Annotated in this window: 13 protein-coding genes; 7 read left to right on the plus strand and 6 right to left on the minus strand. The window is 63.3% G+C overall.

From position 1 onward, the window contains the following. Positions 1 to 6: 6 nt before the first annotated feature. Complete coding sequence (locus Q0V34_RS09330; RefSeq protein ID WP_297510981.1) at positions 7 to 1095, minus strand: DNA cytosine methyltransferase; 1089 nt, start codon at positions 1093 to 1095, stop codon at positions 7 to 9. A 100-nt stretch (positions 1096 to 1195) separates the two neighbouring features. Between Q0V34_RS09330 and Q0V34_RS09335 the strand changes: the two genes are divergently transcribed. The 4 genes from Q0V34_RS09335 to Q0V34_RS09350 all read left to right on the plus strand — a co-directional run bounded on the left by Q0V34_RS09335 (position 1196) and on the right by Q0V34_RS09350 (position 4456). Next, positions 1196 to 2626: an ATP-binding protein gene (locus Q0V34_RS09335; RefSeq protein WP_297510984.1), complete on the plus strand. Its 1431-nt coding sequence runs from the start codon at positions 1196 to 1198 to the stop codon at positions 2624 to 2626. Then, a complete protein-coding gene (locus Q0V34_RS09340) occupies positions 2623 to 3636 on the plus strand; it encodes an O-methyltransferase (RefSeq protein ID WP_297510987.1) in 1014 nt (337 codons plus the stop codon). Before Q0V34_RS09335 ends, Q0V34_RS09340 begins: the two co-directional genes overlap by 4 nt. 127 nt (positions 3637 to 3763) lie before the next feature. After that, positions 3764 to 4051 carry a hypothetical protein gene (locus Q0V34_RS09345; protein WP_297510990.1) on the plus strand — a complete coding sequence of 96 codons (288 nt, stop codon included), beginning with the start codon at positions 3764 to 3766 and terminating at the stop codon, positions 4049 to 4051. A gap of 30 nt (positions 4052 to 4081) precedes the next feature. After that, a complete protein-coding gene (locus Q0V34_RS09350) occupies positions 4082 to 4456 on the plus strand; it encodes a hypothetical protein (RefSeq protein WP_297510993.1) in 375 nt (124 codons plus the stop codon). 170 nt (positions 4457 to 4626) lie between these two features. Here the strand turns inward: Q0V34_RS09350 and Q0V34_RS09355 are convergent, their stop codons facing one another. From Q0V34_RS09355 to Q0V34_RS09375, 5 genes are all read right to left on the minus strand, one after another. Continuing rightward, a complete protein-coding gene (locus Q0V34_RS09355) occupies positions 4627 to 5088 on the minus strand; it encodes a very short patch repair endonuclease (RefSeq protein ID WP_297510996.1) in 462 nt (153 codons plus the stop codon). 17 nt (positions 5089 to 5105) lie between these two features. Continuing rightward, entirely contained in the window at positions 5106 to 6680 is a 1575-nt protein-coding gene (locus tag Q0V34_RS09360) for a DUF2357 domain-containing protein (RefSeq protein ID WP_297510998.1), read from the minus strand. A 71-nt stretch (positions 6681 to 6751) separates the two neighbouring features. Beyond that, on the minus strand, positions 6752 to 9256 hold the full coding sequence (locus Q0V34_RS09365) for a hypothetical protein (RefSeq protein WP_297511000.1): 2505 nt from the start codon (positions 9254 to 9256) through the stop codon (positions 6752 to 6754). Between the two features lie 7 nt (positions 9257 to 9263). Further along, entirely contained in the window at positions 9264 to 10769 is a 1506-nt protein-coding gene (locus Q0V34_RS09370) for a DNA cytosine methyltransferase (RefSeq protein WP_297511002.1), read from the minus strand. Further along, on the minus strand, positions 10766 to 10948 hold the full coding sequence (locus Q0V34_RS09375) for a hypothetical protein (protein WP_297511004.1): 183 nt from the start codon (positions 10946 to 10948) through the stop codon (positions 10766 to 10768). Before Q0V34_RS09375 ends, Q0V34_RS09370 begins: the two co-directional genes overlap by 4 nt. A gap of 835 nt (positions 10949 to 11783) precedes the next feature. Between Q0V34_RS09375 and Q0V34_RS09380 the strand changes: the two genes are divergently transcribed. The 3 genes from Q0V34_RS09380 (at position 11784) to Q0V34_RS09390 (ending at position 16448) form a co-directional block, all read left to right on the plus strand. Then, positions 11784 to 12326, plus strand: coding sequence for an RNA polymerase sigma factor (locus Q0V34_RS09380; protein ID WP_297511006.1), 543 nt, complete (start codon positions 11784 to 11786; stop codon positions 12324 to 12326). 1 nt (position 12327) lies between these two features. Beyond that, the gene (locus tag Q0V34_RS09385) at positions 12328 to 13323 is read left to right on the plus strand and encodes a FecR domain-containing protein (protein WP_297511008.1); all 996 of its coding nucleotides are present in this window, start codon (positions 12328 to 12330) and stop codon (positions 13321 to 13323) included. 122 nt (positions 13324 to 13445) lie between these two features. Further along, positions 13446 to 16448, plus strand: coding sequence for a TonB-dependent receptor (locus Q0V34_RS09390; protein ID WP_297511010.1), 3003 nt, complete (start codon positions 13446 to 13448; stop codon positions 16446 to 16448). Positions 16449 to 16480: the final 32 nt, after the last annotated feature.

Consider the following 16480-nt stretch of genomic DNA (forward strand, 5'->3'; position numbering starts at 1 on the left):
CGGACTTTACTCTGCGGCTATTTGCAACCGCCCATGGTCTGTACGCGCGGCGAGTAGCGAGAATATGGCCTTAGACATGATTGGTGAGACGCTGTTCCCGATCATGCGGAACGAATGCCAGACGGTCGGATGAAAGCGGAAGTCGTCTGGAAAACCCTGAAGGCGTGCGGCTTCGCGAACCGTGATCACGCGCGGCTCGGTGGGATGGATGGGTCGCACAGATTGGAATGAGCCGCGATCACTGCCTGTCCCCGCCCTCAAGGTTGGGCACTGCCCATCCCAAGCTAGACGAGGATGGCGCCCAATGATGTCAACTCCACCTTGGGCAACGTTGCGGAACCGCTCAATGACTGCAGCGGTGTGCGCTGTCTGGCGATGCCCAGTGAACTTGGCGTCAGGCGCAAGAAGTTGATCGCGATAAGAATTCCCCTCCGCTGAAGGTGGCAACTGCCAGACGTCGAAGCCTAAATCAGGCTCGCACTCGACTGCTGAGGAAAGGTCGCCGATGGCATCGGCCACGGTCGCGGCCGGCATTTTCGCACCCTCGAGGTCCGCGAGCGTGATTGGATCGCACCGACGGGGGTCCACCCCGATCACAAAGAGTCGTCGGCGCTTTGTAGCCGCCCCAAAGTCGGCGGCGTCGAGCAGCACGGGGCCGAGCAGATCGTACTTTCCCGCCACCCTTGCCATTGCTGCGTCCAGCACGGGCTTGGCGTCCGCATATCCCAGGCCTTTGACGTTCTCCATAACGAAGAACGCTGGAGAAATCTCAGCGACCAATCTGAAAAAGTGATCGAGAAGATCGCGTCTCGGGTCATCGACTTTTCGCTGGCCAATGTCGCTAAAGGCTTGGCATGGCGGCCCGCCGAAAACTCCCAACACATGGCCACCGGCGAGGTTTAGAATGTCGCTGCCGGTTGCGGTCGAAAGATCGCCAGGGATAAAGGTTGAATCTGGAAAGTTCGTAGAGAATGACGACGTCAGGATCGGGTCAACGTCGAACGCCAATTCAGCACCGAATCCGGCCGCGCGGGCACCCAAGGCGAACCCACCACAACCGGAGAACAAATCGACCATCCGAGGTTGCACTTGCACCGAGAGCCCCTTCAGCCGACTATGCCTCGGGGCGTTGATAACCTGTTTCGGTAGACTGGTCGACTTTCCCGACATTTCGGACGGGCGAAGGTTTGGGCACGTGACGGAAAAAGATAAGACAATAGGAACGGCCTTCGCATCGCCGACCAAACAGTTCTTTGTAAGCATGTTAACTAGAGACATCGAGCTTCGCGACGCGATTCTCGACCTTCTAGATAACTGTGTTGACGGGATATTGAGATCGTCAAAGCCGGATTTAACTTCGCCCACTCCCTATGCAGGGTTCGAAGCCAAGATAATCATGGCGACTGACCATTTCCAGATAGTCGACAATTGCGGCGGCATTCCAATCGACACGGCAAAGAAATACGCCTTCGCCATGGGGAAGCCAGAAGGTGCCAGCGCAGATCGACCTCCCGCGACGGTTGGGATGTACGGCATCGGGATGAAGCGCGCGATCTTCAAACTCGGCACCGAGGCGCTAGTCGAATCTCTGAACGACACCGGCTTCTCCGTAGAGTTCACCGCCGAATGGATGAGCACTGAGGGCTGGAATGACCTGCCCATCCGTGAGCTGCCTGATGGCAAGCTCTCGACAAGCGGCACCTCGATCACCGTCATGGAGCTCAACGAAGAGGTAAAGGCGGCATTCTCGTCGAATGGCTGGATTGACGAATTCAAAAAAATCGTCGCTCAGCATTATTCAATCATACTCAGTAAGGGCTTCTCCGTTTTTGTCGGCAAGACTCTTGAGGAGGCGCAGCCGATCACGCCCGAACCTTTCCTTTTGCTTCAGACAAGCGAAGTGAGCGGGGGCCGTATTGCACCCTATATCTACAAGGGGCAGATCGAGGGCGTGGATGTCGAAATCTACGCTGGCCTATACCGCGAACTGCTGACGGCAGAGGAGGCCGACCGAGAGGAGGAAACCCGTGGCACCACCGACGACGCAGGCTGGACGGTCGCCTGCAATGACCGAGTCGTCATCTGGAAGGATAAAACCCGATTGACTGGCTGGGGCGAGGCGAATGTGCCGAACTATCATGGCCAGTTCATCGCCATTACGGGCATCGTTCTATTGAGAAGTGACGACCCAAGTAAACTTCCCCTTACAACAACCAAGCGGGGAATTGACGCCGCGTCTAACGTCTACTCGGAATCGAAGGACTTGATGCGTGAGGCGACGAAGAGCTTAACCTCATTTACAAACAAGTGGAAGAAATTCCCTGAGAAGCTCGAGACTATATACAAAGCCAGTGAATATGTTGACCTACCAAAGCTTCGCGCAATCGCTGCTGAAACCCCACTCACTGCGATGCGGAAACAGCCATCCGTTAGTAAATACGAACCGCAATACCCGATCCCTACTGAGGAGAAGACCCACGTCGTGGTCCGCTTTGAGGCACCAAAAGCGGATGTCGCATTCCTCGGCGAGACCTACTTCGGAGAGGGGGAGAGCGTGAAGCCGGGAGACGTCGGGCGGGAAGCCTTCGACCGCGCGATCAAGGACGCGCGGAGTTCGAAAAAGTGAGCGGCGCTTCTCTACCCTACCATCTCCGACCGCATAAAGCCGTCGATAGGCGCATCTTCATCGACCTTCTGAGCCGTATCGAACGCTGGCGCCCGCTGACCGACTACGTCTATCTCAGCATGGGGGCCTACCCGCTCGAGGATCACAAGCTCATCCACCGCGTGTTGGGGATCAAGCGGCTAATCGCCTTCGACATGGAGGGTGCCGTGGTCGCCCGCCAAAAGTTCAACAGGCCAGTGATCAGTTGCCAATGTATCGAGAAGACGTCAGGAGAAGTTGTTTCTGAAATTGACAAAATTCTGGAGAACTGCGGGTTCACTGGCCCGGACGGCGTAATCGTATGGCTGGACTACACCGATCCGAAAAAACTCGGCGAGCAAATACGAGAATTTGAATCTCTTCTTGATCGCTTGAGTACGGGCGATGTCGTGCGCGTCACCGTCAATGCTCACCCGCGCGAACTAATCGACTCGCCGTCAGAGAAACTCAAAACCGCCGAGGAGAAGCGCGATAAACAGTTTCAGGGCCTCCAAAATCGCATCAAAGAGTTTATGCCGTCTTGGGCAACCGCCGATGACATGACTGCCGATAACCTCCCTAGAGTGATATCGGAATCGTTTGCGGCGGCAGCGCTCAAGGCATTTCCGGTCACCAGCAAGCGTACCTTTCGACCCTTGTCGATCGTCCGCTATGCCGACGCCAGCCAGATGCTTTCGATCACCGGCGTCATCGCAGACCGCACCGACGAAGGTCAGATGCTTTCACAGCTCGGGATGGAGAAGTGGCCATTCTCATCCGACACTTGGTCGATAATACACAAGCTGGTAGTCCCCGACTTGACACTACGCGAGCGGCTATTCCTTGAGCGAGAGGTCGTCGCCGCAGCTCCAGAGGCCATCATCGAAGGACTGGGCTTCGATGATGCCGGCGGAATTTCGGTCGCCGATTTCATCGATAACTATCGCAACTACTATCGATTTTACCCAAGCCTGTTGACGGCGGAACTCTAGCTCCGGCTATTCGGCCGTCATTCGGAAATGCGTGTGCGGGTGCTCACCGGAACGGTGCTCGTTGAACCCGGGGCAACAGATGAAGTCGGTAGACACGACGACGCGACGAATTAACGGGCGACCGACTATGCTGGCCTTGGTCGCCATCGCCGCGCGAAATCGTATTGGCGAAATAGCCTTCACCGGCATCATAACGGCGTTGATCGCGGTCGCTGCTTGGGCCGCCTACGTGAACATCGAGAAGTACGGATGGAGCGGAGATTCCGCCGCCTGGGCGCAAGCTGCCGGGTCAATCATCGCCATCGCGGGGGCAAGTTGGATAGCGCGTGGCGAAGCCCGCCAAGCTCGCCGTTTGCGTCGCAGACAGGGCGAAGAAGCCGCATGGGCAGTGCGCTTTACCCTCGCTCAAGCGTAGTACGACACCCAAATCGTCGCCGCCGAACTTATGTCCGAGGATATTTCGTTCGATTCAATCAAGTATTGGAAGCAGCGAGCCGAGAACGTGTCGCTAGGACTCCATACGATGTTGGCGCGGACTGATTACGTTCACCCGGCCGTCGCGTTGATGGCCGGCAACGGCAAGGTGCTCGTTGATCACCTGATCTCGGACCTGACCCAGCTTGAGGGACTGGTAAACCGCGACGAACTTCCTGACCTCAAGCTCATCAGCGACATTATTGGCGCTCACACCGGTTGTCAGGAGTTGCTCGAACTGTTTGACGACCGCATGCGCAGCATCAGCTTGGCGCTGGACCGAGGTGGCGACATGCTGCCTCTGCAGGAACTAACTCCCTGGTCGGTCGGTCGCCGTGGTTCCTAGAGGCACCTGCTCGGGCTTCCGCTGCGTATGCGCTCTCGACAAAAAGCTCCGCCAGCCGCCGTCGGCGAAATGATACGATACGACAACGCGAGTCACAGCTACGCCTGCCGCAGCTAGAAGAAATTCGTCGCACGCTGCCAAGCCCTTAAAGGCACAGGTCAGCATCAGCCTTACCACCGTCCGCCGATCTGCGCGCTCGGTTCGCCCCCGGCAAGCCACACGCGGATAGCAGCGGCAACATTATCCTGCTTGCGCTTTGCCCGCCCCCGGAGTGCGCACTCCCACACCGTAAGCACTCGCCACCCAGCGCTAAGCAAAGTCGCTTGGTCCCGGACATCACGTGCCTGATTTCGCTCGATCTTCTCCCGCCAGAAATCTTGGCGGGTGGCAGGCAGCTTGAACATCGGACAGTCATGCCCGTGCCAGAAACAACCGTGCACGAAGATCACTGCACGCCGGCCGGGAAACACCAAGTCAGGCTTACCTGGCAGATTGCCATGGAGGCGGTATCGCAGGCCGGCGGCGTGTAGCGCGCGGCGGACGATCATCTCCGGCTTGGTGTCCTTCCCACGTATAGCCGACATGTTCCGTCGCCGTTGTTCGGCGGTCAGCGGGTCGACGCCGCTGGTCACTGGCGGCCTGCGCGCGGTCAGGGCGCCGCTCCGACATCCGCATCCTTGAGGATCGTCTCAAGCGCCATTTCGATCTGGCCGGCATTCATCCCGGGCGCCAGCGTCACGGCGCCGAACCGGAACTTCCCCCGATAGTCAGGATGAAACAGCCGCCCCGGCATCGCCGCGGTTTCCCAGTTGCCCCCGAAAGTCGGCGAAGCCGGGCTGAGGAGGTATGCGCCGCTCACCAGCTGGCGCACCTCGCCCGCGCCATCAGCAACGACGAGAGCATCCCGGTACATGTGGGCCGACGCCAGCGCATCGTTCAGCCCGGCGCCAATACGATACTTTGCGTCGAGGACGATCAGGCGGCCTGCCCCATCAAGGGCCTCAATGGCGACGTCGGGACGCATTTCACGGCTGAAGCTGCCGCGACCATCCCTTTCGCGCCAGTACTCGCGGTACGTCCTTTGAAAACAGAGTGCGATCCCCGCCGAGGGGAGGCGAACGACCGCCTGGCCGGCGGCCAGTGTGATGCCCTGTCCTGCTTCAAAAAGCCCGGAGAAATCGACCTCATCGGCGCCGTACTTCACCACGGCCGCGCGGGCGAGCCGCAAGTACGACCACAGCTCATAGAGGTCAAATGTCCGCGCCAGTGGCATTTGCAGGAAGTCGCCAAAGACGTCGGCAATGCCCCTGGAAAAATCACGATGGAGCGCCGCGAACCGCCTGTACTGAGGCTCGCCGCGCCAGATTGGCGTGGCGTCAGGCCGCGGAGGCCCTGCTCCGATATCCTGCAGGAATGGTAGCGCCAGGAGGTCCCTAAGCTCCCTGGACATTCGTCGTGTACGACGCGCCCAAAGCCTGACCAGACGCCCGTCCTCAGGATCTTCCGGTGTGCGCTTTCCGAAATCACTGGCCACGCCATCGAGCCAGCGCGCCCACACCTCCAGCGAGGCCTTGATCTGCCGGTGCGCGGGGATGTCGAGACTGGACCTGCGGATACTCCGTCGGATCGTAGCGGGCAGATGCCCTCGCATCGCGGAGGGAAGTCGCGAGCCCCCAGTTTCCGCGATCAGGCGCCCTGAGCGGAAGGACTTCAGCACTTCGGGCGGCGTTGCGCGGCCAGCCCGCCAGAATGGCGTCAGCTCGTCCTCTGCTTTGAGAACGCGCCTTGGCCTTGCATCGATGGCGCGGACCGTCTGGACCAGTATGCCCATACGGCTCCGCAGAAACTCAAGACGGGCAACGGGCGGCGGTTTGCGTCCGGCGCCGCGGGCCACAGCCTTCCGGAACGAACTGAGGGCGAAGAGCGCGAAGGTGTCCTCGAGCACCTCGCTCACCATTACGTCGAAGGCCTCACGGCTGAGCTTGCGCACTTCCGGGTCTGTCGTGATCTCGAAAGCGAAACTCTGCCCCTGGAGCTTCAGGCAGCAATCCACGACGCCGGCATGAAAGCCCGGCTCCCATCTCCAGCGCGCAGCGTCCGGCTCCGGGGCGCGCAGCGCTTCGAGCGGCAGCTCATCAATGAGCAGATCCGCCTGCGCCGCGCCCTGGGCGCCTGTCAGAACGAAGAGGTGCTCACGCGCCTCTTCGATCAGACCTGATGGCATCGCTTCGGGGTCCGGCCAGACCCGGACCGCCCGCGTAGGATCGCGGCTTGGCCAGATGTGGAGTGTGGCGCTCACCGGCTGGTCTGGAACGCCCCAAGCTCGTCAAGATCGCGTTGCAGCCGATCTATCAGAGCTCGCGAGCGGGGCCGGCCGGCATTGGTCTCGGCAAGCTTCCGGAGAAGGTCGCGCTGAGCCTCCGAGCCGCGCAGTCGCGCCAGGGCTTTCTGGACAAGCTGGTCATCGATCACCTCCTCCGACGACCGGCCGAGATGATCGGTGGCGAAGGCGTGGTAACGGACGAACTCTTCGGCCAGTCGATAGCCAAAGCCAAGTCCGTGCGGCCCCAGCAAAGCGCTCAGATCCTGGAGAACCGGCCGACAGGCGCCGATAGAGGCGTTCAGCGCATCCTCTCGAGCTCCAAGCGTGTCGAAGAAGGATCCAAGATCGACATCAGACATGTCGATGACAACGGCCCGGTCCATCACCTTGTCGCTAAGCGTGCTGGTCGTCTCGTCGACGTTGATCGTGCCGACCAGGAAGAGGTTGTGCGGCACGCGAAGGCTTGCCGGAACTTCACCGCCCGTACTGCCGACCATCGGCACGCCGCTGGAGTGGAGGGAGATTTCGTTGCGGCTCTCGATCGCGCTCAGGATGTCGGAGAAATAATACTCGACCCTGGCGAGGTTCATCTCGTCGAGAATGACGAACACCGGTGAGGCTGGGTGGGCGGTCGCCACCAGCAGCGCCTCCAGGAACTTTGGCACGACGTACTGGCCTGACAACCGATCCTCATAGCCGGTCAGGCCGCTCGGGTCGGTCCACTCAGGACGCACCGGACAGACAAACAGCAGCGGATCCGCGGCCTCCATGCTCTCAAGGCCATGGATCGTGCGCGCGTATTGCAGGGCCAGCTGCGTCTTACCCGTCCCCGAAAGCCCGGACAGAATGACGAAATGTTTGTGCTGCAGGTGGTTGAGGCCGGCGTGGAAACGGTCGATCAGGGCGTCAGGGTAGACCCCGCCCAGCGCCGCAACACCACGGCGGATCGCCTGCGGCGAGACGTCTGCCGGCATCCGCTGCATAAGCGGGCCAACGCCGCTCTCCGACGACCACACCTTCAGCTCATGCACCTTCTCGCGGCCCACGAGGCGCCCCAGGTAGCCGACAAACTCCCGAGCCAGCAGACTGCGCCTTGCCGAAACGGTCGGCGGCCAGATCGCGAATTCAATCGATTCTACAGCCGCCGAACGGCTTCTGAGTGTCGGCTCGGCTGAGATCGATTCGAAGAAGTCATTGCTGAAACCAATCCTGCCTTCTTCGTTGAGGTAGAATTTGACGTTGTTGTTGATCCGCGACGGTCGATCACCCTCAGCCTTCCCCCCGTTACGCGCCTCGACATCCCGGTAGAGTTCGACCAGGCCGGCATCGAGGCTCTCACGGTCTTCGCTGACGGTGATCGCGAAGTAGACCTCGTCATATGGCGGAAACGTCAGGACAGAGGCGAAAACGTAAGCCGATGCCCCGCCGGCGCCCGTGATCACGTTCTTTGACGCGCCCTCCATGTTTGCCGTGCAGGCAAACAGTCCGCCCTCGAGGAGACGCGCGCTGTTCGAGAAGCCAAAATTGGTCGCGACCTTCGCATTAGGGCCGGCTTTTTCCGTGACGAAAGCGGTGAACTGCTTCTGCCGATCAGTGGAGGACTGCGCCGGCTGGGGCAGATCGCCCAGCGGCAGGGTATTTTGCTTACTCACCACAGACTTACTCTCGCTCCCCTCATCGGAGCGCCACTTTGAGGCGAACTCAGCCTCATAGAAATCGAAATCTGCACTCCCGCGCGCCTGCGCGATCGAATTCCGGATTTCGAAGAGCCGACGATCCCTGGCCGCCCGGTCTAACTGTTTTACCGCCGCCGGGTCATCGCCACCCAGGCCAACAATCACCCGGCGCTTGTCGGCGCCGCTCGAAATTCGCTCGAACACGTCGGGGAAGAGGAGGTGCTCGACGATATGCGAGAACTGGCGCGTGCCGTCGGAATGGACGCTGGCCAGAAACCCTGAAAAGGCCCAGGCGTCGCCCAGGACTTGAACCCTCTCTGGCGGGGGAAGGTCCTTCAGCCGGGCGACCAGGTCGAGAAGATAGGCAAACTCCCGAGGTCGGTGGGTATTGAAGGCCGTACCGGCCGAGCCAAGCCCCCCGAGAACATCGTCGCTCAGCCACTTTTCATCAGGAGCCGAATGCTTCGAGCGCCAGGACAGTACCTCATGCACAGTTTCCCGCTTCTTGTCCGCTCCGATATTCGAAGGAAACAGAAGCAGGATCCAGAGTAACTCGGCTGCGAGCTCATGGATGGCGTCAGCCTGACCAGTGAGCTGCCTTCTGAGCTTGGTGAGAAAGCTGTCCTGCCCATCCTCTGCGCCGTCCCGGAAGGCATTTCGCACCTGGGCGATGTTGGCGCCGGTCCAGAGACCGCGCCCCGCGAAAAGGGCCGATCCATCTGTCAGGAGACAGCTATGGCGCCAGTGCGCGGCGGCTGCGAATACCGCGTCCGCGGGATGATGAGGGTTGAATCTCGACATCCCTGCTTCAGCCCGCTTCGGCCGAGGGGCGGACCAGATCTGAACCGCGCGCCAGAGCCGACCGCAGCGTTGCGAGCATCTCGGTCGCGACAGCCTTGGACAGCAGCGGAGGCACGGCGTTGCCGATCTGCTTGAACGCCGGATTCATCGTCCCGGAAAATACAAATCCATCCGGAAAGGACTGAAGCCGCGCGGCCTCGCGAACCGATATGGTCCGAGCCTGAGCGCTGTCGTAGTGAATGTGGCTGTAGCTGTCCTTACCCAGGTGCGCCATAAGCGTGCGCGCCGGCAGGTCAGGCTCCATCTTGCGCCACTTGTTGGGGAATTTTCCAACGTCGTAGGGCGGGACGATGGAGTCGCGCAGGTTCTGCCATGCGGCAGATCCCTTCCTCGGCGCGGAGCCGGTCTCGCGACGCAGGGCCTCCAGCGCTTCCTCAAACATGCGCAGCGCATGGGCGTGCGCCTGAGGATACTGATCTCCGGGATTGAGGCGAGCGAACAGCTTCCAGTCGCGGGGCAGATAACGGATGACGTGATCGCGCACGCCATCGCTGTTCTCCCGACCGCTCCAGCCCCGCATAAGGGCGCCGTAGCTCCCGGCACGCGCCTTGCCGCCGTAGGGGATCAGTTCATCGAACCTGCGCGCCCCCTTGGTAAGCTTTCCCTCGAGATGCAGCGTGATCGGCGGCAGGTCCTCAAGCGCCGCCTTGGCGGTGATCGCTGGCGGCAGAGACGGATCAGCTTCAGGCGGATCCATGTAGCTGACCGGCTCTCCGCTCGTTGACCGGCGGTTCAGGAGTTTCAGCGCCACCTGCCGGCTGCCCGCGTAGCCGGGGGGCAGCTTCATGTAGTGGGTGGGCTGCGGGAAGCTGATTTCGGCGCCGAGTTCCTTGCGATAGGCGATCAGGATCATCCGCTCGCGCATCTGGGGAACGCCGAAGTACGAGGCATTGAGCAGCGTATAGCCCGCGACGTACCCCTTATCGCGCAGGACCTCGCACGTCTCCTCAGCGATATTCTGGCCGCCATGATTGAGCATGTCCGGCACATTTTCCATCAGAAGCGCCAGAGGCTGGAACGCTTCCACATAGTGCAGGTACTCCAGATAGAGGCGGGCCCGAGGATCGTGCTTGAACGCCTCGGGATGCTCATCGATCTCCCGCAGCTTTGAGCGCCCGACGCGCGCGAACGCCTGACACGGCGGCCCGCCCACAATGACGTCGATCGCGGAAGAGACGCCGCCCAGCTCCAGATCCTCCGCGAGCTGTTCAGGCGAGAGTCTGGTGATATCGCGAGGCTGAGCGTGTCGCGGGTCGCCCGGGTGAAAGTTGGCGCCATGCGACGCGGCCGCATCGCGATCAAACTCAACCGCCGCGGCGATTTCAAACCCAGCCGCCTGGAATCCGAGGGAGATGCCACCGCAGCCGGCGAAGAGATCGAGCACCCTTGGGGCCCCGCCGGCCTGCAGGCGAGCGATTTTTGACAGTATGGTCTGGCGCGTATCGACAGTCATCCCACTGCCCTCCGGACAACCTGCAACGGCTGGATTTCGAACTGCTCACGGTCCAGGTGCTCCCGGATGAGGCGGGCGATCAGTGTCGACTTCTTATGGCCGGTCTGGCTGCAGTAGCGTTCAAATCTCTCTGCTTCCGCCGGCTGCAGAAGAACCTGCACGCGCGCCACGTCGCTCATTTCGAATCACCTTTTGTTCCTCCTCAGGAGTGAGGGAGCGGCGATCCGGGGTCAACAGAACTGCACAAAAATGCACAACACTCATCTCGCGCTGAGTAGCGCCCTGAGGTCATGCTCTGCCAGCGCCTGAGCCCGCCGGCGCCAGGATGTTCATGCGCTCCTGCCCACTGGGCCAGAAGACGACGAATGTTGCGTCAGGATACGCCTCGGAACTGCAGGTCAGCTCCACAGGCTGATCCCGTACAATCTCAATCCCGGATGCTTTCGCCGACGCGATGAGCAACGCCTCGAGTTCACGCGGAGCTTCCATCATCGCCAGTTCCCTCAAGGGGAGCCTGACGTCGGCGAAGGGGTATTCTCCGTCTGGAAGCTGGGTCGTCACGCGCGGGCTCTCACAGGCTGCGCGCCGAGGATAGAGAGTCGGGGACACATGGCAACGGCTTGCGGATGATCTCAAGGCGCCTACTGTCACATGGCGGGCGCCGCCCTATAGGCGCCGATCTGGAGCCGGGGGTCATCGGCGGCGGTCGGCGCTGAAGTCGGCGGGCCTTCGTCATCGCGAGGTTTCCAACGCCCGCCCCCATTTTCGCCTAACGACGATCCCTGGCTTGCGCGCCAGTCCTCTTTGATTCAGGATTTCGACGCTCGCGCCTTGCGCGCGGGTGGGGCGTGGAAACCCCGTGCGATGCCTAAGTGCCATAGCGACGCGCCGATCAAAGCGGCGCGCCGACAGCGCCCGCGCCCCCGGGCGCGCCCTCGCGTCCGTGTCTTGCGGCCGCGCGCCCTTGCCCGCCATCGAGTTTCCAGGCGCCCCGTCCAACCGACGGAGTAGGCGATGGACCCCAAGCTTCCGCGCGTTGCGACCCAGCCCGAGGGCGGCTGGGACGACCGCGATGATCTGGACAGGCTTTACAGGCGCTATGCGCCCTGGCTTGGCGCGATGCTGCGCCGGCGCTTTGGACGCGGCATCGACGCGGACGCCGACGACGTCGTGCAGGAAACCTATGCTCGCCTGGCCCCACGCAACACGAATGAGATCCGCAGCCCCCAGGCCTTGCTCATGCGGGTGGCCTCCAATCTGGCCAAGGATCTGCTCCGTCGGCGCGCCGTCCGCGCCCGCCATGCCGAGGCGGTTCAGTCCGGTCCCGGCGAGCCGGGGGCTACCGCCACGCCCATGGAAGATCTTCTCGTCAGGGAGCTGATCCTGTCGATCCCCGAGCGGTATCGGGACGTCTTCGTCTTGAGCCGTTTCGAGGGTTTGACTTATGAAGAGATCGCTACACGCTGTGGTTTATCGGTGAAAGCGGTGGAGTGGCGGCTGAACAAGGCCCTCGAACACTGTATCGTGCGCTTGCAGGACGAAGCGGAAGACGCCTGACATGAGCCCTTCGACCGTCCCTTCGAACCAGGCCAGGAGCGAGGCGAGCGCGTGGTTCGCCCGTCTGAACAAGCGCGCCGTGCCCGCCGCCGACATGGAAGCCTTTCAGGCGTGGCGTCGCCTGCCCGGCAACAGGGCAGCCTATGACGAGGTCGACGCCTTCTGGCGTCGCAGTCAGGCTGTTCACGGGGATTCCGACATCCAGGCTGCTATTTCGTCGGCGCACGCGCGCGCCAGGAGCAAGCCTCGCAGACCCGCGGGCCTGGTCGCTGGCCTCGGCGCGGCCTTCGCCCTGGCGCTGGTGGTCGTGGGCGGCGTGGCCGGCTATCGGCTCTATGGACCGGCCACTTACGAGACCCGCGTGGGCGAGCAGCGGCTGGTGCGTCTGAGCGACGACTCCACGGTGATGCTCGACACCGACAGCAAGGTGCTCGTGCGCTACGACCGGGGTCACCGCAATCTTGAGCTTCTCGAAGGACGCGCGATGTTCGAGGTCGCCCACGACGCGGCCCGGCCATTCGTCGTGCGAGCTGGAAACACCTCGGTGACGGCGCTGGGCACAAGGTTCGACGTTCGCCGCGCCGACGGCGGCGCCGAGGTCACCCTGGTCAGGGGCTCGGTTGAGGTGCGCGAGGCCAAGGGCGCCGCGCCGGTCGTCTGGCGGCTTTCGCCCGGCCAGGGTCTGTCGACGGCGGCCCCCACGCCTCGGCCGGTCTCTGTCGATCTCCCGACCGAGACGAGCTGGACGACGGGACGCCTGGTGTTCAACCGCGTGCCGCTCAAGGCGGCTGTGGCCGAGGTCAACCGCTACGACCGGCGCAAGATCGTTCTCGACGTCGGCCCGCTCGACGCAGCCCTGATCAGCGGAACCTTCGACGTCGGCGACACCGACACCTTCGTGAGCTCGGTGGCGGAGATGAACGATTTCGTGGTCCAGCGCTCGGGCGACGGGCCCATCCGGCTGGCGCGCGGCCCCGCGCCGCCGGCTACCCCCTGAAATTCTTTTTCGCGGCGACAGGAATGAGCCGGAGATGGCGCGTCTGAGCCACGATGCCATGCGCCGTGCACAGAAGATCCGTCACACGACGGACGCCGGGCCGGTGTCGGAGGGGACCGATCTTGCCTAGCACCACCTTGAAACACCGCCTGCTCGCGAGCCTGGCCGCCACGCTGCTGGGGACGGCATGCGCGGCTCAGGCCATGGCCGCGCCGACCGAGCAGAACCAGGTCGTCGCGTTCAACATCCCGCCCGGGCCTCTTGAGCCGGCGCTACAGGCCTTCGCCGCTCAGAGCGGCCGCCAGATCCTGTTCGCGCCGGAGCTGGTCGCGGGCCTGACGACCGCGGGCGTTCGCGGAAGCCTGACACCCGAGGCGGCCATCGCACAACTGGTGGCCGGAGCGCCCCTCGAGATCCGGCGCGGCGGCAAGAGTGGGTTTGTCCTGAAGGCGCGCGCCGTCGCGGCGGGAGGCGACACAACCGCCCCTTTTGAAGCGACCGGGGAAGGCCCCGCCAACGAGGTCGCCGAACTGCTGGTCACGGGATCGCTGATCCGCGGGGCGAGGGACGGCGCCTCGCCCGTCGTCGCCTTCGACCGCGAGGCGATCGACCGCGCCGGCCACGGCAACCTCGCCGAAGCCCTCGCGGCCCTGCCGCAGAACTTTGGCGGCGGTGCGAGCCCGGCCAGTCAGTTGCTCGGCTCGGACCGAACCTTCGTCAACGACACGGCGGCCTCGGGCGTCAACCTGCGAGGCCTGGGCAACTCCGCGACCCTGGTGCTGCTCAACGGCCGGCGCATGGCCGGGACCGGCCTGAAGGGCAATTTCGCGGATGTCTCGGCGATCCCCACCGGGGCCATTGACCGCGTCGAAGTGCTGCTGGACGGCGCCTCGGCGCTCTACGGCGCGGATGCGGTGGGCGGTGTCGTCAACGTCATCCTGCGCCAGACGTTCGAGGGGGCCGAGACCCGTCTGCGATCGAGCCTTGCCCAGAGGGGCGACGCGGCCGAGCTGCAGTTCGGCCAGACCTTCGGCGCGCGCTGGAGCGGAGGCCGCGCCGTGGTTTCGGCGGAGTATTATCAACGCGACGCCCTGGCCGCCTCGGCACGCGCCCAGACCGCAAGCAGCGACCTGCGTCCGCTGGGCGGGACCGACCACCGGGTCCAGTTCGCCAATCCCGGGAACATCGTCGCCTACAGCGCAGCGGCCGGGGCCTATGTGCCGGTCTACGCCATCCCGTCCAGGGGCGTCGGGCTCAAACCCTCCGATTTCGTGGCGGGGGCGATGAACTTCGGCGAGCCCCGCGCGGGATCTGACACGCTGCCCGATCAGGAGCGCGTCAGCCTCTATGCGACGCTCGGCCAGACCCTGGGCGCGGTCGAACTGTCCGCCGACGCGCTTTACACCCACCGCAAGTTCAGCTTCGCCCAGGGCGGTTCCTCCTCGATCATCACCGTCACCAGCGCCAACCCCTATTTCGTGCCGATCGCGGGGGAGGCCTCACAGTTGATCGCCTATGACTTCGTCGGCGTGCTCGGCTCAAACCGGCTCGAGGGCACGGCCGAGAACCTTGGCCTGTCGCTCGGCGCGGCCCGCGATTTCGGGCGCACCTGGCGCGGCGAAGTCTACGCGGCGTTCTCGACGGACAAGGGTGAGCGCAACCAGGACCAGGCGCTCAATTCCGGCTTCCTGCGCGAGGCTCTGGGCTCGGTCGCCGATGATCCTTCGACAACCTATTCGGCCGCGCGCGACGGCTACTTCAATCCCTATGGCGACGGCGCGGCGAACAGTGATGTGGTCAAGGCCTTCATCCGCAGCGGCTACCAGCACCACTGGCGACGCAACCGCGTTTCCTCGGTCAACCTGAAGCTCGACGGTACGCTGGCGGAACTTCCAGGCGGCGCGCTGAAGCTCGCGGCCGGGGGGCAGTTGCGCAAGGAGGACTTTCTTGTTCGCAACGCCTACCTGACCTCGGGCGCCAGGGTGACGACGACGGACGGCACGCTGTTCGAACGTGACGTCCGCTCAGCCTTCGCCGAACTGCGCGTGCCGATCTTCGGCCCTCACCAGGACATCCCTGGCCTGCGCCGCCTGGAGCTTTCGCTCGCCGGCCGCATCGAGCGCTACAGCGACTTCGGGGTGAGCCGAAATCCCAAGGTCGGCGTGGTCTGGGAGCCGGTCGAGGGCGTCAGGTTCCGAACCAGCTACGGCACCTCGTTCCGCGCGCCCACCCTGGCCGACATCAACGAGCCCTATGTGATCAGCGCCGCCTTCGTGCCCGACGTGACGGGCAACACGTTGAGCCTGATCCAGACGGGCGGGAACCTTGGCCTGCGGCCCGAGACCGCGCGGTCGTGGACGACCGGCGTCGACCTGACGCCAGCCTCCCGTCCCGGGGTCCGACTGGGCGTCACCTACTTCGACACGCGGTTTTCCAACCAGGTCGGACATCCGGTCTACGAGGACATCCTCAACGCCCTGAAGAACCCGATCTACAAGGACTTCGTTCGACGGCTCAGCGCCAGCAACGCCGGCGATGTCGCCGCTGCTCAGGCGCTCATCGACGCGGCGACGAGTTCGACGCCAAAACTGTTCCCCGCCAACGCCTATGGCACGATCATCGATGCGCGGAACCTCAACGCCGGTGAGCTGGACGTGCGCGGCCTCGACATCAGCGGCGCCTGGCCCGCCAGGCTCGGCGGTGAGACGCTCAGCCTGACCGCGAGCGTGTCATACCTGTTCGAGTACAGCCGGCGCATCAGCCCCTCGGCGCCCTCGACATCCTTCGTCGACACTGCTGGTTTCCCCGTCGACCTGCGCGCCGTGGCCGGGGCCAGTTGGACCCACGGGCCACTCCTGGCCAACCTCTCCGTCCGCTATGTCGACGATTACCGATCGACGACGGGCCAGAGGATCGGCTCGTGGACCACGACTGATGTGCTGATGCGCTGGACCGCGCCAGCGTCAGCGGGTCCGCTCCGCGGCGTTACGGCCAGCCTGTCGGTCCAGAACCTGCTGGGGACAAAGGCGCCGTTCTACGACTCGTTCGACGGGGTGGGCTACGACCCGACCAACGCCGACGTGTTGGGCCGCGTGGTCGCCCTACAGCTGAACAAGCGCTGGTAGCGCCGGGCGGGGGCGCCCGGCGCGTCCCCGCC

It is taken from the genome of uncultured Caulobacter sp. (genome assembly GCF_947036865.1).
Taxonomy (GTDB): Bacteria; Pseudomonadota; Alphaproteobacteria; order Caulobacterales; family Caulobacteraceae; genus Caulobacter.